This is a genomic window from Brevundimonas subvibrioides ATCC 15264, assembly GCF_000144605.1.
Classification (GTDB): domain Bacteria; phylum Pseudomonadota; class Alphaproteobacteria; order Caulobacterales; family Caulobacteraceae; genus Brevundimonas; species Brevundimonas subvibrioides.
Genome location: NC_014375.1, coordinates 3,063,791 through 3,083,460, shown reverse-complemented (window position 1 = coordinate 3,083,460; position 19,670 = coordinate 3,063,791). Strand labels below are relative to the sequence as shown.

The 19,670-nt window shown below is 69.9% G+C and carries 18 protein-coding genes; 9 read left to right on the top strand and 9 right to left on the bottom strand.

All coding sequences use genetic code 11. From position 1 onward, the window contains the following. Nucleotide 1: 1 nt before the first annotated feature. The 4 genes from BRESU_RS15030 to BRESU_RS15015 form a co-directional block, all read right to left on the bottom strand. Nucleotides 2-943 carry a histone deacetylase family protein gene (locus BRESU_RS15030; RefSeq protein WP_013270414.1) on the bottom strand — a complete coding sequence of 314 codons (942 nt, stop codon included), beginning with the start codon at nt 941-943 and terminating at the stop codon, nt 2-4. Nucleotides 944-1,088: 145 nt separating this feature from the next. Further along, nucleotides 1,089-2,402 (bottom strand): alpha/beta hydrolase family protein, encoded by a 1,314-nt coding sequence (locus BRESU_RS15025; protein ID WP_156796186.1) that lies wholly within the window; start codon nt 2,400-2,402, stop codon nt 1,089-1,091. 25 nt (nt 2,403-2,427) lie between these two features. Then, nucleotides 2,428-5,568: a TonB-dependent receptor domain-containing protein gene (locus tag BRESU_RS15020; RefSeq protein ID WP_013270412.1), complete on the bottom strand. Its 3,141-nt coding sequence runs from the start codon at nt 5,566-5,568 to the stop codon at nt 2,428-2,430. A 47-nt stretch (nt 5,569-5,615) separates the two neighbouring features. Further along, nucleotides 5,616-6,974, bottom strand: coding sequence for a dicarboxylate/amino acid:cation symporter (locus BRESU_RS15015; protein ID WP_013270411.1), 1,359 nt, complete (start codon nt 6,972-6,974; stop codon nt 5,616-5,618). A gap of 261 nt (nt 6,975-7,235) precedes the next feature. On the opposite strand from BRESU_RS15015, the gene BRESU_RS15010 reads away from it, so the two are divergent. From BRESU_RS15010 to BRESU_RS14990, 5 genes are all read left to right on the top strand, one after another. Then, nucleotides 7,236-9,029 carry a sensor histidine kinase gene (locus tag BRESU_RS15010; protein ID WP_245528572.1) on the top strand — a complete coding sequence of 598 codons (1,794 nt, stop codon included), beginning with the start codon at nt 7,236-7,238 and terminating at the stop codon, nt 9,027-9,029. Then, nucleotides 9,029-10,366: a sigma-54-dependent transcriptional regulator gene (locus BRESU_RS15005; protein ID WP_013270409.1), complete on the top strand. Its 1,338-nt coding sequence runs from the start codon at nt 9,029-9,031 to the stop codon at nt 10,364-10,366. Before BRESU_RS15010 ends, BRESU_RS15005 begins: the two co-directional genes overlap by 1 nt. 136 nt (nt 10,367-10,502) lie before the next feature. Continuing rightward, nucleotides 10,503-10,901, top strand: coding sequence for a hypothetical protein (locus BRESU_RS15000; RefSeq protein WP_013270408.1), 399 nt, complete (start codon nt 10,503-10,505; stop codon nt 10,899-10,901). Further along, complete coding sequence (locus BRESU_RS14995; protein ID WP_013270407.1) at nt 10,898-11,479, top strand: NAD(P)H-dependent oxidoreductase; 582 nt, start codon at nt 10,898-10,900, stop codon at nt 11,477-11,479. The genes BRESU_RS15000 and BRESU_RS14995 overlap by 4 nt, the downstream gene beginning before the upstream one ends. 91 nt (nt 11,480-11,570) lie before the next feature. Further along, on the top strand, nt 11,571-11,975 hold the full coding sequence (locus tag BRESU_RS14990; RefSeq protein ID WP_013270406.1) for a c-type cytochrome: 405 nt from the start codon (nt 11,571-11,573) through the stop codon (nt 11,973-11,975). On the opposite strand, the gene BRESU_RS14985 is transcribed toward BRESU_RS14990, so the two are convergent. After that, nucleotides 11,972-12,388 carry a DUF983 domain-containing protein gene (locus BRESU_RS14985; RefSeq protein ID WP_013270405.1) on the bottom strand — a complete coding sequence of 139 codons (417 nt, stop codon included), beginning with the start codon at nt 12,386-12,388 and terminating at the stop codon, nt 11,972-11,974. The genes BRESU_RS14990 and BRESU_RS14985 overlap by 4 nt on opposite strands. Nucleotides 12,389-12,541: 153 nt before the next feature. Here BRESU_RS14985 and BRESU_RS14980 point away from each other — a divergent pair, with 153 nt between their 5' ends. Then, complete coding sequence (locus BRESU_RS14980) at nt 12,542-15,415, top strand: hypothetical protein (RefSeq protein ID WP_013270404.1); 2,874 nt, start codon at nt 12,542-12,544, stop codon at nt 15,413-15,415. Between the two features lie 10 nt (nt 15,416-15,425). Here BRESU_RS14980 and BRESU_RS14975 read toward each other — a convergent pair whose 3' ends face one another. From BRESU_RS14975 to BRESU_RS14965, 3 genes are all read right to left on the bottom strand, one after another. Beyond that, nucleotides 15,426-15,704 (bottom strand): HU family DNA-binding protein, encoded by a 279-nt coding sequence (locus BRESU_RS14975; protein WP_013270403.1) that lies wholly within the window; start codon nt 15,702-15,704, stop codon nt 15,426-15,428. Between the two features lie 114 nt (nt 15,705-15,818). Next, entirely contained in the window at nt 15,819-16,796 is a 978-nt protein-coding gene (fliP, locus tag BRESU_RS14970; protein ID WP_013270402.1) for a flagellar type III secretion system pore protein FliP, read from the bottom strand. Further along, nucleotides 16,793-17,062, bottom strand: coding sequence for a FliO/MopB family protein (locus BRESU_RS14965; protein WP_013270401.1), 270 nt, complete (start codon nt 17,060-17,062; stop codon nt 16,793-16,795). The genes fliP and BRESU_RS14965 overlap by 4 nt, the downstream gene beginning before the upstream one ends. A gap of 176 nt (nt 17,063-17,238) precedes the next feature. On the opposite strand from BRESU_RS14965, the gene flgB reads away from it, so the two are divergent. The 3 genes from flgB to fliE are packed head-to-tail and all read left to right on the top strand — an operon-like array spanning nt 17,239 to nt 18,401. Then, nucleotides 17,239-17,643, top strand: a complete 405-nt coding sequence (flgB, locus tag BRESU_RS14960; protein ID WP_013270400.1) for a flagellar basal body rod protein FlgB — start codon at nt 17,239-17,241, stop codon at nt 17,641-17,643. 13 nt (nt 17,644-17,656) lie between these two features. Beyond that, nucleotides 17,657-18,091: a flagellar basal body rod protein FlgC gene (gene flgC, locus BRESU_RS14955; RefSeq protein WP_013270399.1), complete on the top strand. Its 435-nt coding sequence runs from the start codon at nt 17,657-17,659 to the stop codon at nt 18,089-18,091. 10 nt (nt 18,092-18,101) lie between these two features. Further along, nucleotides 18,102-18,401, top strand: a complete 300-nt coding sequence (gene fliE, locus BRESU_RS14950; protein ID WP_013270398.1) for a flagellar hook-basal body complex protein FliE — start codon at nt 18,102-18,104, stop codon at nt 18,399-18,401. 879 nt (nt 18,402-19,280) lie between these two features. Here fliE and erpA read toward each other — a convergent pair. Next, entirely contained in the window at nt 19,281-19,658 is a 378-nt protein-coding gene (erpA, locus tag BRESU_RS14945; RefSeq protein WP_013270396.1) for an iron-sulfur cluster insertion protein ErpA, read from the bottom strand. Nucleotides 19,659-19,670 lie beyond the last annotated feature (12 nt).

Here is a 19,670-nt window from a genome sequence, read left to right as displayed (position 1 = left end):
CTCAGACGACCGGTCGGGCCAGGCCGCGGCGCCAGGCGTCGGCGGCCGCGCGGTGAAGGATGGCGTGGCGTCGCGCCAGGCGGTCGATGTCGTCGTCATAGCCGCCGCCGATGACGCCGACGACGGGCGCGGCGGGCAGGCAGGTTTCGAGTACATAGGCGTCACGCGCGGACAGCCCTTCGTTGCTCAGCCCCAGCCGGCCGAGCCGGTCCTCCCCGTGCGGATCGACGCCGGCGAGGTAGAAGACGAGGTCGGGCTCGACGCGGTCCAGCAGCCCGGGAAGGACCGAACGCAGGGCGGCCAGGTAGGCGTCGTCGCCGGTGCAGTCCGGCAGGTCGATGTCGAGGTCGCTGGGCCCCCGCCGGACGGGATAGTTCTTCTCGCCGTGCATGGAGAAGGTGAAGACCCGCGGCTCATGCTCGAAGATCGAGGCGGTGCCGTCGCCCTGGTGGACGTCCAGATCGACGACCAGGGCCTGCCGGATCTCGCCCGCGTCGATCATCGCGCGGCCGGCCACGGCGATGTCGTTGAAGACGCAGAAGCCTGCGCCGCCCTTGGGCCCCGCATGGTGGCTGCCGCCGGCGGTGTTGCAGGCCAGCCCATGGCGCAGCGCCAGGCGTGCGGCCATCAGCGTTCCGCCGACCGCCGCCTGGACGCGATCCGAGACCTCGCGGGTCACCGGCAGCCCGATCACCCGCTCGACCTCGGGCGGAACAGCGGCGTCCAGCACCTGGCGCACATAGCCGGGGTCGTGCACGGCGGCGAGCATGTCGAAGCTGGCGGGCTCGGGCGTGTAGAGCCCCTCCGGCCCGACGAGACCCTCGTCCTCGAGCACCTGGGCCAGCCGGGCGTATTTGAGCATGGGGAAACGGTGACCGGGCGGAAGCGCCATACTGTAGGCCGGGTGGTAGACGACCGGAGGAAGGGGGCGCGCCGTGCTCATGCCGCCTGAGTAGCAGCCCGGGGGCGTCGGGGAAGCGGCGTCGAGGCCGCAGCCGTGTTCGGAGCGATGGTTCTGAGAGGGGCTCATCCATCCCCGACCCCGGCTGAAGGGGCCCCGACCGGCGACCCCTAACGGGATCCGTCCCCTACTGTGTGTCCAGCCGGGGTCGGAAGCCGGGATCGATCAGGCAGGCCTCGGCCGAGCGCTCGACGAACGTCGCGCAAAGGGCGGAGACGTCCGAAGCGGACGGTCGCTGTCCCGTGTCCAGCCAGTGCGTCAGGGCGGCCAGGATCGCGAGGTATTGCGGGGCGCTCAGACGGCTGTGCAGGGCTTCGGTCGTGAACACCTGGCTGAGCAGGTCGGATCGACCGGCCAGGCCCACCGTCCGGGCATAGATGGCTTCGTGGGTCACCGACACGGTTGGATCGTAGCGCGCATGCAGCGTCACGGTCGGCAGGACGATGTGGCCGGTCAGGTCGGCGTCATAGGCCAGGGCCGCGACGGCGCGAGGGTCCGCCTCGAACCGCTCGACGCCCTGGTTTAGGGCGACGTCGTCGTCCGCCCCGACATAGGTCGTGCCGGCGTTGGAAAAGGGATTGGCACCGCCCAGCCGCTGCCGGACCATGTCCTGAAACAGGGTGGTGGACCAGGCCAGATGCGCCACCAGGGTGTCGGCCGTGACCCCGGTCACCGACAGGATGTTGCGCAGGGCCGTCGCCTGGGCCGGTGTGCGGGTCTCGGGCGACAGGCTGAGACCGGTGCATTCCTCGACCCGGGCCGCCAGGTCCGCGCGGGGCATGGACGCGCCCTCGGGGAGTCCCTGCCACAACGGATAACGGGTCTCCGAGGGGCGCGGATGGTTGTGGCAGTAGAATTGGTAGACCGCGCGCAGGTCGGCGCGGAAGGTGTAGCCCCGCGTGCCGCCCGCCAGCAGGCCGCTGGTCAGGATGACGCCGTCGTAGTTGCGGCTGCCGTCGGCTGCGACGGCGTAGAGCTCCGCCGCCTTGGCCGCGACATTGCCGCCCCAGGACTGGCCGTGCAGGATCGTGCGCCGGGGTTTGCCGAACTGATCCCAGACGATCTGGCGCAGATCGTCGGTGTCCCGCGCCGCCATGCGGACGCCATAGCCGCCCCGGCGATAGGTGGATCCGGCCCAGGCATAGCCTTCGCGCACCATCATCGAAAACCGGTCCAGGTCCTCGACCGGATCGTCGCGCCGGGGCTCGCCCGTGCGCGGCCCCCCGTGGGCATGCACGACCAGGGTCCCGTTCCAGTCGCGCGGATAGGCGACCCAGTACCAGGCGCCGTCGACCGACCGGCCGGAGGAACAGCGGGTGCCCTCCGGCAGGCTGGCCGGACAGGTCGCGGGCTCGGGATCGACCGCCTGGGCCGAGGCGGGCGTCGGGACACCCACCCCGGTCAGGCCCGCGAAGGCGAGGATCGACAGGACTGCACGCATCGTTCCCGGCCGTCGCGACATGGGCTCAGAACTCCTTGGCCAGGCTGGCGTACCAGTAGCGGCCATAGGGGCGATAGAGGGAGCCGAGATAGCCGGACGAGGCGAGGGGCGGGGCCTCGTTGGTGATGTTGCGCACGCCCAGCCGGATGCGGCTGTTGGAGGCGAGGCCGGCATCGTCCTCCCACTCGTACTGGCCATAGAGGTTGCCGGTGATCTGGCTCTCGACCTCCCAGGCGTTGCCGGCCGCGTCGAGGAAGCCCGTCTCGTCCACCGCCGAGATGTACTGGGTGAAGGCCCCGAACTGCCACGGTCCCTGGCTCCAGGTCAGGGAGCCCGACAGGCGCCATTCCGGGCGACCGTTCTGGGCCAGCAGGTCGCTCGAGTCGGGCAGGGGCGTCGCGGCGTTGATCACGCCGGCGGTTCGGGCGGCATACAGTTCGTCCACGGCCGGGCCGGCCTCGCGGCCGAACTTGATCAGCTTGGCGGCGTCGACATTGACCCGGAAGTCGCCCCAGGGCGTGCCGCGCAGACGCCAGTTGAAGCCGATGTCGAGGCCCTCGACGTCCTGCGGCAGCAGGTTCACGAACCGGTCGCTGATCGAGATGATCTGACCGGCGGGCGCGATGCCGGTCCCGGCGAACAGGGCGATGTCGTCGGCGTTGACCGGCGCGCGCGTGACCAGCGGATTGGACCGTCCCTGCACCCGCTCGGCATAGTCCAGCACGACCGCGTTCGGGCCGCCGAACAGACCGACGATCTTCTCCTGCTGGATCCGCCAGCGGTCGACGGTGAAGGTGAAGCTGCCCCATTCGGCGGGCAGGAACTGCGGCTGGAAGACGACGCCGTAGGACTGGTTCTTGCTCTCTTCCGGCTCAAGATCCGGGTTGCCCGAGACCAGCAGCGACGCGCCGATCGACCGCGAGCAGGCCCCGAAGGTGGCGATGCGCCCGGCCCGCAGATCCGCCTCGCAGCGGATGTAGTCGGGGTTGGTGGACAGGCGGCCGTAGGTGGCGGTGTTGACCTGTTCCAGGTTCGGAGCCCGGAAGCCCTCGGAATACGAGCCGCGCAGGCGCAGGCCGTCGAAGAGGTCCCAGGCGGCCGCGATCTTGGGCTTGGCCACGTCGCCGAAGTCCGAATAGTGCTCGGCGCGACCGGCGATCTGGACTTCCAGATTGTGGACCAGAGGGATGTTCATCTCCGGCGACACCAGCGGCACGGCGAACTCGATATAGGCCGAGGTCACGGTGCGTTCGCCGTGCGTGTCCGGGTTCTGGCTGACGGCGATGGCGTTCGACTGCTGGACCGCTCCGGTCACGGAGTCCCGGAAGACATTGGTGCCGTCCAGATTGGCGTCGCGGTCGTCGTTCTGGTTCTCCTTGCGGGCCTCGAAGCCGAAGGCCACGCCGACGTCGCCGGCGGGCAGGCTGAACAGGTCCGCCCGCGAGACCTTGAAGTCGTACATCGTCAGGGTCGTGCGCGATTCCCGCTTCAGGCGGAAGGTGATGGCATCGAGCGCCGTCTGGGAGCTGGGCGAACAGTCGCCGAAGCTGGGCTGGCCCACGCAGCCGCCGCTGAACGGGTTGTACGCGTCCGGGGTCGACAGGGCGAGCGAGGCCTGCAGCGCCGTCGTGTTGACCGCGTCGGATTCATCGACGGCCTCGGCCTCCGAATAGACCAGCGCCGTCTCCCAGTCGAAGCCGCGCCATTCGCCGCGCAGACCCGCGAGGGCCCGGGCCTGGTAGTTGCTGACGTCGACCTGCTGATAGCCGGCGTCGACGAACCGGTACTGGTTCAGGGTGATGGCCAGCCCCTGCACGGGGACGTTGGTCAGGCCCGCGATGCGGTTGGGGTTCGCGCGGCCGTCGGCGAAGGTCACCGGCCCGAAGGGGTTCCAGTAGTTGGTCGAGGGGATGGTCAGGGTGTTCAGGTTGATCACCGGCGGCTGGATCCGCTGGGTGTCGGCCGTGTAGTAGCCCAGCTCGCCGAAGGCGGTGATGCTGTCCGTCAGGTCGTAGTGGCCGGTCAGGAACAGGTTCAGCCGCTGGGTGTCGGGCTGGATGGTGGTGCCCGGCGCCGTGTCGAAGCGCAGGTTGCGCTGGGCCCCGTTGAAATTCAGGGCTCCCGAGCCCAGGCAGATGTCGCCGTTGGGCACCAGGCAACCGGTCAGGGTCGTGGGCTGGATGTGGAAGGCGCCGGCTGCCGTGGTCAGCGCCGTCGTCCCGCGCCGGATCGCCGTCGTCGCGCCGACCACCGCCAGGTTGGCCCAGGCCCCGCGCGTATTGCGGCCGTCGGGGGTCAGGCTGGACCCGAAGGCGGGATCATTGGCGAACAGGAAACGCAGATCGTCGGTGGCCGTGTACTGCTGGTCCTCCGCGCGCAGGGCCGTGCGGTCGGTGTAGTCGATGAAGGCCGAGACATTGCCGCGCTCGAAATCCTTGCCCGCGAAGACCCCGATGTTGAACTCGCGCAGGTGGGTCCCCTCCGCTCCGCCGTACTGGGTGTTGATCTTCAGCCCGTCGAAGTCGTCCTGCAGCACGGTGTTGACCACGCCGGCCACGGCGTCCGCGCCGTAGATCGCGGCCGCCCCGTCGAGCAGGACTTCCAGCCGCTCCAGACCCGTCACGGGAATGGCGTTGGAGTTGTAGGACAGCACCGGCACCGTGCCGGTATCGGAGGTGCCCTGGCTGGTCGGGTGCTGGACGATCCGGCGACCGTTCAGCAGCACCAGGGTGTTGCCGACGCCGAGCGAGCGCAGGTTGACCGAGTTCACGTCGCCCCGCGCCGCGTTGGAGGTCTGGGGGTTGTTCGCCGCGCTGAACAGCACGTCGCCCATCTGGGGGATGGAGCGCAGCAGGTCGTCGCCGTTGACCGCGCCGGTGGCCAGGATCTGCTCTTCGCTCAGCACCGTCACCGGCAGGGCGGCCGTGACGTCGGCCCCCCGGATCTGAGAACCGACGACCACGATGTCGTCGACGGACGAGGCGTCCTGACCGTCGTCTTCGGCCTGGTCGGCGATGGCCTGGGACGCCTGCGACAGCTGGGTCGTCGAGGGCACGGGGGCCGGCGTCTGTTGCGGGGTCTGCGTCTGGGCCCAGGCGGCGGGCGCGAGGCTCAGCAGGGCGGCTGCGGCGGTGGTCGCCAGCATCGCGGTCTTGTTGGTGTTCATGTTCATCCTCCCAAAGTCTTTTTTGTTTTCAGGCACGTGAAGCGGTTTCAGTCTTTCGCCACCACCAGATCGTCTCCCGGACCGGCGGCCGGATCGGGCGCGGCGGCCAGGGCGCGGGGTTTTCCGTCGAGGGCCTCGCGCAGGGCGTCGCGGTCCAGCTCGCCCTCCCAGCGGGCCACGACCAGAGTGGCCACCGCATTGCCGATGAAGTTGGTCAGGGCCCGGCATTCGCTCATGAACCGGTCGATGCCGAGGATCAGCGCCATGCCCGCGATCGGCACCGAGGGGACCACCGCCAGCGTAGCCGCCAGGGTGATGAAGCCCGCGCCGGTGATGCCCGCCGCGCCCTTGGAGCTCAGCATCGCCACCAGCAGCAGCAGGATCTGGTCCTGCAGGCTCAGGTCGATGTTCAGCGCCTGGGCGATGAACAGGGCCGCCATGGTCATGTAGATGTTGGTGCCGTCCAGATTGAACGAATAGCCGGTCGGCACGACCAGCCCGACCACCGACTTGGACGCCCCGGCCCGCTCCATCTTCTGCAGCAGACTGGGCAGGGCGGCTTCCGACGACGAGGTGCCGAGCACCAGCAGCAGCTCCTCCTTGAGGTAGCGGATCAGCTTGAAGATGGAGAAGCCGTTGGCGACCCCGACCAGGCCCAGCACCCCGATCACGAAGATGGCGGCGGTCAGATAGAAGGTGGCGACCAGGGCGATCAGATTGGCGACCGTGGCGATCCCGTAGGCCCCGATGGTGAAGGCGAAGGCCCCGAACGCCCCGATCGGCGCGGCCTTCATGACGATGGCAACCAGCTTGAAGAAGGCGCTGGAGACGGCCTCGAGGAAGGTCAGGACCGGCTTGCCCGCGTCGCCGACGCCGGCCAGGGCGATGCCGAACAGCACCGAGACGAACAGCACCTGCAGGATGTTGCCGGTCGAGAAGGCGCTGACGAAGGTGTCGGGGATGACGCCCAGCAGGAAACCGATGATCGTCGTCTCGTGGGCGGCGGTCGAATACTGGGCCACGGCGGCCGGATCCAGGCTGGCCGGATCGATGTTCAGGCCCCGGCCCGGCTGGACCAGATTGCCGACCTCCAGCCCCACGATCAGGGCCAGGGTCGAGAACACCAGGAAATAGCCGAAGGCCTTGGCCGCCACCCGGCCGACCCGGCCGAGGTCCCGCATGCCGGCGATGCCTGTGACGATGGTCAGGAAGATCACCGGGGCGATCACCATCTTGACCAGCTTGATGAAGCCATCGCCCAGCGGCTTCAGGCTCTCGCCGAACGCCGGGAAGAAATGGCCGATCAGACCCCCCAGCAGGATCGCGCCCAGAACCTGAACATACAGGTGGCGGTACCAGGCGCGCTTGACGCCCGTCTCGTGCACTCGATCGCTGGCGTGGATCACCCGAACTCCCTTGCGACCATGGCCGCCGTTTCCTTCACGGTCTGCGCCGTGTCTTGCGGTCGAGTGTGGCCGCAATTCCGCCCCGCACAAGCGCGCGGCCTTGGCCGTTCAAGTCTCTGTAAAGGCTGATGTTAGACTCGCCGGGAGTGCGAAGCGTGCAGTTTTTCACACCCGTATCTGGCCAGTTTGTGCGGAAAACCGCATACATCGCGTATGGCAAGCGGGGGCACAGCGTTGAGGGGGTTTGCGGGCCTCGCCCGGTTGTCCCCCGTCTGGATCGGGCTGATCCTGATGTGGCTGATCGCCACCGGCCTGGCGATGACGGTGGCCGGAGAGGTCGCGCGCCGGGGTGCCCAGGCCGATCTGGCGCGTCAGGCCGAGGCCGGCGCCGCTCTCCATGCCGCCGTGCTGCGCAGCGAACTGGAGAAGCATCGATCCTTTCCCCTGGTCCTGTCCCAGGACCCCGCCGTGATCGCCATGCTGGGCAGCCGCGATCCGGAGCGGGCGGATGCGGTCAGCGCGAAACTGCAGACCCTGTCCGAACAGGCACGCGCCGCCGCCATCTATGTGCTGGACGGTCGCGGCGTCGCCCGGGCCGCCAGCAACTGGCGCGAGCCCACCAGCTTCGTGGGGTCCGACTACAGTTTCCGGCCGTACTTCAGCGGGGCGATGCGCGACGGCGCGGCGGAGTTCTTCGCGCTGGGCACCGTCAGCGGTCGGCCCGGCCTCTATCTGGCGCGCCGCATCGGCCCCGCCTCGGCGCCGCTGGGCGTCGTGGTGGTCAAGGTCGAGTTCGACGCGCTGGAGGCCGAATGGCGGGGGTCGGGGGAACCCGCCTATGTCACGGATGGGCGGGGCGTCGTCCTCGTGACCAGCATCCCCGAATGGCGCTTCCGCCGCAGCCGACCGCTGACGGAGGCCGAGCGGCAGTCGATCATGGCGGACCAGACCCTGAGCGGACAGTCGCTGGCGCCCCTGCCGTTCGACCCGCCCGTGGTGGACGACCGCACCATGGTTCGCGCGGCCGTCGACGGTCCCGCAGAGGACTGGATGACCGCGCGGGCCGCCACCGACACCCCCGGCTGGACCCTGCATCTTCTCAGCCCCGTGGGCGGGGCCATCGTCGCCAACGTCGCCAGCGCCCGGGCCGTCGCCGGTCTTCTGGTGACCCTGCTGGCGGTCGGCGCGGGCGTCCTGCTGCGCCGCCGCCAGCAGGCGATGGCGAAGGCCCTGGCCGAGGAGGCGGCCCGCGCGGAACTCGAAAGCCGGATCGACGAGCGCACCATCGAGTTGCGGGCCGCGAACGCGCGGCTGAGCGAGGAGATCGACGAGCGGCAACGCGCCGAGGCCAGCCGCGAGATCCTGCGCGAGGAACTGGTCCAGGCCAACAAGCTGGCCACGCTTGGCCAGATCGCCGCCGGTGTCGCTCACGAGATCAACCAGCCCGTGGCGGCGATCCGCACCCATGCGGAAACCGCGGTCGCCTATTCGGACCGGGGCGATGTCGAGGGGGTCCGGCGCAACCTCGGACGCGTGACCGATCTCACGGAGCGGATCGGCACGATCACGGACGAACTGCGCGCCTTCTCGCGCAAGTCCAGCCAGGGCGTGTCGCCGGTCAATCCGTGCGAGGCGATCGACGGCGCCATGCTCCTGATGGGGGCCGGTCTCCGCGCCGGCATGGTCGATCTGGTCCGGACCGGGCTGCGTGACGTCCGCGTCCTGGCCGAGCCGATCCGGCTGGAGCAGGTCATCGTCAACCTGGTGCAGAATGCCTTCGAGGCCATGGTCGACCACGCCGTGCAGAGCCCGCAGGTCGTGATCGACGTGGCGCGCCGTGATCAATGGGTCGAGATCTCGATTTCCGACAACGGCCCGGGTGTCGATCCGTCGGTCGCCGACGCCCTGTTCACCCCCTTTGTGACGACCAAGACCAAGGGGCTGGGCCTGGGTCTGGTGATCTGTCGCGATATCATCGCCGGGTTCGGCGGCGAGCTGAACCTGCAGCCCGGCAGGACCGGCGCGGATTTCGTCATCGCCCTGAGGCCGGCCTGATGAAATTCTGCCGCCCCCGCGCCGTCGCCCTGATCGATGACGACGACGATTTTCGTGAAGCCCTGCACGAGCGCCTCGCGCTCGAAGCTTACGAGGTCCAGGCCTTCGGCTCGGCCGAGGCCGCGCTGAAACGGATCGGCCCGGACTTTCCCGGCGTCGTCGTCACCGACCTGCGCATGCCGGGCATCGATGGCCGGGCCCTGCTGTCGCGCCTGCAGGCGATCGACGACGGCCTGCCGGTCGTGATGATCACGGGTCATGGCGACATCGCCGAGGCCGTCGACGCCCTGACGCAGGGGGCCTACGACTTCGTCGCCAAGCCCTTCGCGTTCGAACGCCTCGCCACCAGCCTGAACCGCGCGCTCGAAAAGCGCGGCCTCGTCCTCGACAACCGGGCGCTCGCGGCCGCGCTGCCGCCTCCGGAAGCCTCGCTGGCCCTGCTCGGCGAGAGTCCGTCGATCGTGCGGTTGCGCGGGGTCATCGACCAGATCGCCGACGCGGGCATGGACGTCCTGATCGAGGGCGAAACCGGCGTGGGCAAGGAGGTCGTCGCCCGCGCCCTGCACAACAGCGGCCGGCGTCGGGTCCATCCGTTCGTCGCCGTCAACTGCGGCGCCCTGCCGGAGGGTCTGATCGAGACCGAACTGTTCGGTCATGAGCCCGGGGCCTTTCCGGGGGCCCTGCGCCGGCGGATCGGGCTGGTCGAACAGAGCCATCGCGGGACGCTGTTCCTCGACGAGATCGAGAGCATGCCGGAACAGGCGCAGATCAAGCTTCTGCGTGTCGTCGAGCAGCGCGAGATCCAGCCCCTGGGGGCCGAGCGACCCCGGCCGCTGGACCTGCGGATTCTGGCCTCTTCAAAGACGGACCTCGAGGACGCCGTGGCCCGCGGGGCGTTTCGCGACGACCTGTTCTACCGCCTGAACGTCCTGAAGCTGGTCGTCCCGCCGCTGCGCGAGCGCCGCGAGGATGTCAGCCTGCTGTTTTCCCACTTTCTGTCGCGGGCCGCCGCGACCCGGCAGCTCACGCCCCCCGCGATGACGCCCCGCGTGCGCCGCATCCTCATGGATCACGACTGGCCCGGCAACGTCCGCGAACTGGCCCACTTCGCCGAGCGGGTCTGTCTCGGACTGGAGGGGATCGCGAACGACACGGTGGCCGTGGACGACGGCAGCCTCGCCGACCGCATGGACCGGTTCGAACGCGAGCTGATCGAAGAAGCGCTGCGGCACCATCAGGGCGACGTGGGCGCGATCACCCAGGCGCTCCGGATCCCTCGCAAGACGCTCTACGACAAGTTCCGACGCCACGGCCTGCGACCCGCCGCGTTTCGATAGGGCCTGCGCTCGGCCGCCGGGCCCCGATGCCGGGCTGCGACTGATGGCCCGGTCGGTGCGGTTTTGACTTCGGTCAAGGCGCGCGACCGGCCTTCCCGGCATCAAGGTTGCAGCCACAGAACCCAAGGGGAAGATCATGACCGATTTCCAGCATATCCGGCTCGCCCTGGCGCGCGAACCCGGGCACCCGAACGGCGATCCGGGCAACGGCTGGGACATCGTCGCCCCGCTCGACGCCGGAGGACGGCTTGACCTCCGGGCTTGCCGGGCAGAGCCGGAGCGGTGCCACGTCCGCCGCTTCGTCGACGGCGAGACCCTGGCGACCGGGCGTCTGCATCACGGCGTGGGCGACCGGTGGCGGCTGGACCTGGACGGACGCGACGACCTCGACGCGCGGGGCTTCCGGCTGGGCGAGGAGCGGTTCGTGGTCGGGGAATACGTCTCGATCCTCTCGGCCGACGACAGCGCCCACACCTATGTCGTGGAACGGGTCGGTCCCGTCGCCGGCGGGCCGGAGCGGGCGGGCGCCTCATGACCCGGGTCCTGATCCTGGACGGCCATCCGGACAGCAACCCCGCGCGCTTCTGTCATGCCTTGGCCGAGTCCTATGCCGCGGGGGCGACGGGGGCGGGGCATGAGGTGCGCCGGGTCCGTCTGTGCGATCTCGACTTCTCCGATCTGACGCGGCGCGACGACTGGCAGACCCCGTCCACCCCCGCCGCCGTCGTGGCCGTGCAGCAGGACATCACCTGGGCCCAGCATCTCGTCATCATCTATCTCCTGTGGCTCGGCAGCATGCCCGCGCGTCTGAAGGCCCTGTTCGAACAGGCCTTCCGTCCGGGCTATGCCTTCGGCCAGGGCGAGCGGTCGATCGGCGACGGCCGGCTGAAGGGCCGGACCGCCCGGGTCATCGTCACCATGGGCATGCCCGCATCGATCTATCGCGGCTTCTACCTGTCGCATTCGCTGAAGGCGCTGAAGCGCAACATCCTGGCCTTCGTCGGCATCGGCCCGACGCGTGCGACCCTGGTGGGCAATGTCGAGGGGATCGACGAGGCGCGACTGCGGCGCTGGCTGGGCGAGGTCTCGGCTCTCGGAGCCCGGGCGAGGTAGCCGGCAGCGGCACCAGCCCGACCGCTTTGACGCAGGTCAAGGCGGGGGCGGTGCCAGGCCTTCATCGTGGTCCCCTGGAGGGACCACCGTCATGCGCCTGCCCACGACCGCTGCCGCCAGCCTGTTGGCCGGAATCCTGATCCTCGGCTGCGCCCCCGCGCCGACCCCGCCCCGGCCGGCCGCCCAGGCGGCCTCCGTCCCGATCTTATTGGGGGCGTCCGCCCGCGATCGCGAGGCGACCGCCAGAGGGGCCCGGATCGCCAACGGGGTCTGCGCCGGCTGCCATGCGGTGGGAACTTCTGGAGACAGTCCCCATGCCGCCGCGCCACCCCTTCGTGACGTCGTGAGGCGTCGCTCGCTGGAGGACCTCGAGACCGCCATGGCCGAGGGCCTTCTGACGCCGCATCCCGAGATGCCGGCCTTCGCCTTCCGGGCCGGCGAAATCGACGATCTGATCGCCTATCTGGAGACGCTTCGTCAGGACGGACGGCGCTAGCGCCACTTCGTCCCGTCGCCGTGGCCGCCGGTGCTTTCCCATTCGGGCGGCGCGGCCTTGTGGACGTACTGTTCCGACACAAGCCAGCCCTTGAACGGCCGCAGGACCAGCAGACACGCCGCCGCGATCAGCGGGAAGGTGACCGCGAAATGCACCCAGATCGGCGGGTGGACGGTGAACTCGAACCCCATGAAGGCCATCATGCCCAGGATGCCGATCGCGGACATGGCGAAGAAGGCCGGGCCGTCGGCGGGCTCGGCGAAACTGTAGTCCAGACCGCAGGCGGGGCAGGCCGGGCGGATGGTCAGATAGCCCTGCAGCAGCGGTCCCTTGCCACAGCGCGGACAGCGGCACCGCAGGCCGGTCGAGAGCGTGGACAGTCTGGGATATTCGGGGGCGGCGGGGGATGACATTCTGAACTCCTGACCGGCATCACGTCGGCCTTATTGGACAACGCTTCAAGGGCCGATCGGTCACAAGCCGTTAACCGCGTCGAAAGGGCGTTCGCGCGAGTGTGCGCGCGTATGGCCGCTGCCCGCTCCAGGACCGCGTTAGGACGAACCACGGTGGCGCTCGGCGCCGCCGGGACGATCGCGTTCGCCCCGATCGCCGGGGCCGTTCCCGCGATCGCGCAGGAAGTCACCGCCGCCCTCGACCCCATCACCATCCGGATCGGGGCCAACCAGGGCTTCACCCGGGTCGAGTTCGCCGGCGTCGTCGGCTCCCGGGCGCGCATCCGCCGCGACGGACAGAGCGTCATCGTGCGCATCGGCTCGACCGCCGCGCCGGACGTCACCCGCCTGAAGGTCGACCCGCCCCCCGGCGTCGAGAAGGTCGAGACCCGCGCGGCCCTGGACGCGACCGAACTCGTCCTGACCCTGGCCGAGGGGGCCGAGGCCCGCTCCGGCACGGCCGACGGGGCCGTGTGGCTGAACCTCTATCCTACCGGATCGGCCGCAGCGACCGCGGCTCCGGCCAGCGCGGTCCCTTCGGGCGGTGTCGTGCCGGTCACGGCGACGAAGACCGACCAGCAGGTGGCCCTGAAGTTCGGCTGGGCGGCCCCCGTGGGCGCGGCGGTCTTCCGGCGCGGCGCGGCCGTCTGGGTCGTGTTCGACACCGCCGCCCGCATGGACCTGTCGAAGGCGACCGACCTGGGCCCGGGGCGCGAGGCGCGCTGGGCGGTCGGGCCGGACTATACGGCCATGCGGATCTCGGTGCCCGAGGGTCAGGCCGTCACCGCCGTGGGCGAGGGCGCGACCTGGACCGTCGTCATCGGCGGTACGCAGGGGGCCGCGAGGGGGGTGGAGGTCACGCGCGACGACACCACCGACGCCGCCATCATCGCTCGTATGGCGGGCGCGACCAAGGCCATCTGGCTGACCGATCCGATGGTCGGCGACCGGTTCGCCGCCGTCACGGCCCTGGCCCCCGGCAAGGGGTTCGGCGACCGGCGCCAGAGCGTCGACCTGACCTTGCTGCCCACCGCCCAGGGTCTGGCGGTCGAGACCCCCACCGACGACCTGTCGATCCGGGCCGAAGGCGATCTGGTCACCCTCACCCGACCCGGCGGCCTGTTGCTGTCGGCCCCCTCCGATGCGCTCGACGCGGCCGCGCCCGCCGAGGACACGGGCCCGCGCAAGGCTCCGTTCCCGGGCCTGATCCTGTCCGACTGGGCCAACCCCGGCGCGGAGGGCTTCGCCGCCCGCTATCGCAAGCTTCAGGACGCGGCGGCGCAGGAGACCATCGCCGCCACCGACAACCCCCGCGCCCCTATCGAGGCGCGGATGGCCCTGACCCGCTTCCTGGTCGGCTCCGGCCTGGGGTACGAGGCCATCGGCGTCGTCAACGCCCTGATCGCCGAGACGCCCGCCATGCAGGGCGAGCCCGAGGTTCGCGGCCTGCGCGGCGCGGCGCGGGCCGCGATCGGCCGGCTGGAGGAGGCGACCCTCGATTTCTCCGCCGGCTCCCTCGCCAACGATCCCGCCACCAAGGTCTGGCAGGGCTACCTGGCCGCGGAACAGGGCGACTGGCTGGCGGCGCGCGCGGCCTTCGCCGGCGGGGCCTCGGTGATCGACCAGTTCCCGACCGAATGGCGCGCCCGCTTCGGGGCCGCCCATGCCATGGCGGCGCTGGAGACCGGCGATCTGGCCGCGGCGCGCGCCCTGCTGGAATACAGCTTTTCCCAGAACGCCCCGGCCGCCGACCAGCTGACCGCCCGCCTGGTCCAGTCGCGGCTGTTCGAGCTCGATGGTCAGACCGACCGGGCCCTGGCCGTCTACAAGGCCGTGGCGCGCGCCCCGCTGGACGGGATCGCCACGCCCGCCAAGCTGGGCGTCATCAAGATCGAGCTGGCCAAGGGCACGATGACGCCCGTCGAGGCGGCGGCCCAGCTGGAACAGCTCAAGTGGCGCTGGCGCGGCGACGCGACCGAACTGGCCGTGATCCGCACGCTGGGCGGCCTCTATCTGACCCAGGGTCGCTATCGCGAGGCCCTCGATGCCCTGCGCGGCGCGGGCAAGCGGCTGGGCGACCTGCCGGGCGCGGTCGAGCTCCAGGCCGATCTGCAGAACGCCTTCCGGGCCCTGTTCCTCGATGGCGCGGCCGACGGGCTTCAGCCGGTCCAGGCGCTGGCGCTGTTCTATGACTTCCGCGACCTGACGCCGGTCGGGGCCGACGGCGACGAGATGGTCCGGCGTCTGGCGCGACGGCTGATCGACGTCGATCTGCTGGACCAGGCGGCCGAGCTGCTGAAGCACCAGGTCGACAACCGGCTGGAGGGCGTGGCCAAGGCCCAGGTCGCCACCGACCTGGCCACCGTCTATCTGATGGACCACCAGCCCGAACCGGCGCTGCAGGCCATCTGGGCCTCGCGCACCACCCTGCTGCCCACCGCCCTGAACGCCGAGCGCCGGGCCCTGGAAGCGCGCGCCCTGATGGATCTGGGCCGGTTCGACCACGCGCTCGAGACGCTCGCCGACGACCAGAGCCCCGCCTCGCGCGATGTCCGGGCCGAGATCTTCTGGAAACAGGAAAACTGGGCCGGCGCGGCCGCCCTGTACGAGGCCCGGCTGGGCGACCGGTTCAAGGACACGGCCACGGCCCTGACGCCGGACGAGGAAAGCCGGGTGATCCGGGCAGGCGTGGGCTATTCCCTGGCCCGCGACGCGGCCTCGCTGGCCCGCCTGTCGCGCAACTATGCGCCATTCGAGGCCGGGGCCCGGTCGGGTCCGGCGCTCCGGATCGCGCTCGATGGTCTGGACGGGATGGCGGGCGCCGCCAGCGCCCAGGACTTTGCCGGGCTGACCGCCTCGGCCGATACCTTCACCGGCTGGGTCGCCCAGATGAAGACCCAGCTCAGAGAAAGAACGGGCGGGAATCGTGCTGCCACGACGCCCGCCCGTCCTGCACCTCAAGCCGCCGCGAGACCCGCGGGCGGCTAGGCTTTCAGTCCTACTTGTTGACCGCGTCCTTGAGCGGCTTGGACACGCGGAAGCGCACGGCCTTCGACGCGGCGATCTTGATGGTCGCGCCCGTGGCCGGGTTGCGGCCTTCGCGGGCGGCGCGGGCGGCGGTGTCGAAGACGCCCAGGTTCGAGATGCGAACGTCGCCACCGGCGATCAGCGAGGAATGGATGTTCTTGACGAAGGCTTCCAGCACGCGACCGGCGTCGGCCTGCGAGACACCAGCGTCCTTGGCGACGGCGGCGATGAGTTCAGCTTGGGTGGTCATAAGGGTCGTTTCCCGAAAAGCTCGCTCGATTCCCGAGCGATGACGGGGGGATCAACACGCCTTTTGGTCGGCTTGGCAAGCGCCACGGCGCGGAAAGCCTTTGAGGGTGGGGATTCACCCCGCCCCGGAGGCCTGTCGGAAGCTCTCGACCAGGCTTCCGGCCACCAGTCTCCAGCCGTCCACCAGGACGAAGAAGATCAGCTTGAACGGCAGGGAAATCACCACCGGCGGCAGCATCATCATGCCCATGGACATGAGCACGCTGGCGACCACCAGATCGATCACAAGGAACGGAACGAAAAGAAGAAATCCGATCTCGAAGGCCTTCTTCAGCTCGCTGATCATGAAGGCCGGCGTGACCACCCGCAGGGGCAGGTCGACGGTCTGGGTCGGGGCCTCGATCCGGCTCAACCGGGTGAACAGCGCCAGGTCCCCCTGGTCCACCTGGGCCAGCATGAAAGTCTTCACAGGTTCCGACGCCAGATCGAACGCCTGGGGCAGTTCCATCTGCTGATCCATCAGCGGCCGGATGCCCGAATCATAGGCGTCCTGCCACGTCGGGGCCATGACGATGGCGCTCAGGAACAGGGCCAGCGACACCAGAACCGCGTTCGGTGGCGACTGCTGCATGCCCAGGGCGGTCCGCAGCAGCGACAGGACGACGATGATCCGCACGAAGCTGGTGGTCATGATGACGATCGACGGGGCCAGCGACAGGACGGTCATCAGGCCGACCAGCTGCACCACCCGCTCGGTCAGCCCGGCCCCGGTGCCGAGGTCCAGATTGATCGCCGCCCCCGACTGCGCCGCCGCCGCCGCGTCCTGGGCGAAGGCCGCGATGGGCCAGGCCAGGCAGATCAGCGTGGTCAGCACGGACAGCTTGAGCGCGTTCTTCAGCTCCGCGCGGCTGGGGATCTGGAACCACGTCTCCTCCCCGCGCCGAAGGCGTGGGGAGGTGTCACGGCGCCACTTCGCGCCGTGACGGAGGGGTTCTTGACGCGAGGAAGAACCCCTCCGTCTCTTCGCCTCGCTGCGAGACACCTCCCCATCGCCAAGCGGCGACGGGGAGGAGACGATATCGCCGCCCCTCATTTCCCGTCCCCCCGCGGCTCGATCAGCTCGCGCCCCTCGCCCAGCAGGATCAGCCGCTCCTCGTCGTCGATCTTGACCAGGACCAGACGCCGGGCGGGATCCAGCACCAGGGTCTCGACGACCGTCATCCGTCGTTCGCCGCGCTCGGCGCTCAGCCTGGCCATGATCTGGGGCGCGTAGCGACGCGCCGCCCAGGCGGCCAGGCCGATCAGGCCCAGGGTGAAGGCGAGGCCGAAGATGGCCCGCGCGAGATCGAGGAAGTTCATGCTGTGGCGGCCCCGGAAAGCCCGCCGAGACTTAACGATCAGGGTTAACGCCGCGTTTAGATAACCCCCTGTTAACCACGCAGACGGCATTTTCTGCCTATCACGGGCGTGGTCGGCTGAGGCGTTCGCGCCGACGCCGGGAATCAGGCCCGAACAGACCTGCGAGGACGATCCAGATGGGCGTCGCCGACATCCCGCTGCTGGGCCAGATCAAGGGCCGCCTGTCCTGGCTGGACGAGCGCCAGCGGGTCGTCGCCCAGAACGTCGCCAACGCCGACACGCCGGGCTACGTGGCCAGGGACCTGAAGGCCCCGACGGATTTCGCCGCGGCCATGCGCCAGGGCGGGGGTCTGGGCATGGCGCGCACCAATGCCGCCCACCTGACGACCGGAGCGCCCGTAGCCCGCTTCACCTCTTCGGCGTCCCCGGATTCGGAGACGACGCTCGACGGCAACTCGGTGGTCGTCGAGGAGCAGATGCTGAAGATGGCCGAGAGCCGCATGGCCTACGACGCCGCCATCGGCCTGTACCAGAAGTCGATGTCGATGCTGCGCATGGCCGCCAAGGCGCCGGGCCGGTGAGGGGGCACGCTGAATGACCGATCCCGTCAACGGCCGGAACGGGGCACCCCGCAACAGCGCCATGGCGGTCGCGGCCTCGGCCCTGACCGCCCAGCAGTCGCGCATGCGGATCATCGCCGAGAACATCGCCAACGCCGAATCCACCGCCCGTACCGCCGGCGGCCAGCCCTATCGCCGCCAGATCCCCGTGTTCGAGGCGCGCCAGATCGACGGCGCGACCGGTGTGTCCCTGGCCGAGGTCCGGCCCGACCAGAGCGACTTCCGTCGCGAATACGACCCCTCGCACCCGGCCGCGGACGCCGACGGCTATGTGCTTCGGCCCAATGTTGACAGCCTGATCGAGTCGATGGACATGCGCGAGGCGCAGCGCGCCTACGAGGCCAATCTGAACGTCATCGAGACCGCGCGGACGATGGAAAGCCGCACCCTCGATATCCTGAAACGCTAGGACGTAACTGATGAACCCCTTGATGGCGGCACGGGCCTATGCGGCCACGCAGGGCACCGGCGGGGCCAGCGCCGGCGCGGCCGTGGCGGGCGGGCCCGACTTCTCGCAGATGCTCCAGGGCGTCATGGGCAACATGACGCAGCAGACCCGTGCGGCGGAGACCCAGATGACCCAGGCGGTCCAGGGGCAGGGTTCCATGATCGACATGGTCACCGCCGTTTCCAGCGCCGAAGCCTCGCTGGAAACCGTCATCGCCGTCCGCGACCAAGTGATTCAGGCCTACCAGGAAATCATGCGGATGCCGGTGTAGCGGCAGAAAACCGTCTCCCTCCCCGATCGGGGAGGGGGGTCGGAGCGCAGCGGAGACCGGGTGGGGCGGGCAAGGCGAGCCAGACTCAGGTCGGTGCGGCCTTGCCTAGCCGTCCCCACCCGGTCGCTGCGCGACCTGCCCTCCCCCGAGGGGGAGGGAGACGGTTTGTGTCTGCTCCCTACCGTCGAGTTGTCCGCGCTGGCCCCGAATTCCCCAATCCGATCAATGCCAGATCCTCACAGGCAGCGTCCGGACGCGCCTGCATCGGAAACGCGTTTATCCTTTTGCCGTCCCGTTGCGAGGGGAAGGCGTCCTGGGCCCAGGACCCGGACGCGCGGCGGGGTCGATCGCAGGGCATGCCGGGGCGAAACCCCGGGTCCGGCGGCGCACTGGGCGTCGTCGCCTGTCGTGGGCTAAGACTCGGAAAGGGACAAATCGGGACAGCACCAAGGCGTCGGGGAAGAGGCCCCCGGCGTTGCCCGACACAAGACATCCCGCCCCCGAACGCTTGCGAAAACCGGTCGAGCGGAGCCACGGCGACCACGCCGAAACTCTTCTACAGGCGGCCGTCGGCGACGGCGGTCGTCACGGTCCCGGGCGAGATCGCCCTGGCTCCGCCGCTTCCCCGACCCGTTCACAGCGGAAGAGCGATGATGCGTGCCCGCGGTCTCCTCCCCATCGCCGAAGGGCGATGGGGAGGTGGCACGGAGCGTAGCGAAGTGACGGAGGGGGCGACCGGGTCTCGCCAGGCGAGCACCCGAAGCCCTCACCCCAGACACCGTCTCGCCCCCTCCGTCACGGCGCGAAGCCGCGCCGCGACGGAGGACGGCTCGCATACGAGCCGCCCGCAGCCCCATCCTTCGGACGGGGAGGAGAGGTCTAGATCGAGAAACTGACCCCGCAGCCGCAGCTGGTCGCCGCGTTCGGGTTGCGGATGACGAACTGGGCCCCGGCCAGCTCATCGACCCAGGCGATCTCGGATCCCTTCAGGAAGGGAACGGACACCGGATCCACCAGCGCCGCCTGGCCGGCCGTCTCGATGCGGAGATCGTCCGCCTCGCCGGTCTCGACCAGATCCAGCCGGTACTGGAAGCCCGAACAGCCGCCGCCCTCGACGGCCACGCGCAGCAGGACGGGATGACCCTCGATCTCGGCCAGTTTCGCCAGGCGCTTCGCCGCGCTGTCGGCCAGCACGATCCCCTCGGGCGCGCGGGTCGACAGGGTGAAGGTCGGGGCCTCGGATTGGACGCTGGTCATGGTGCCCTATAT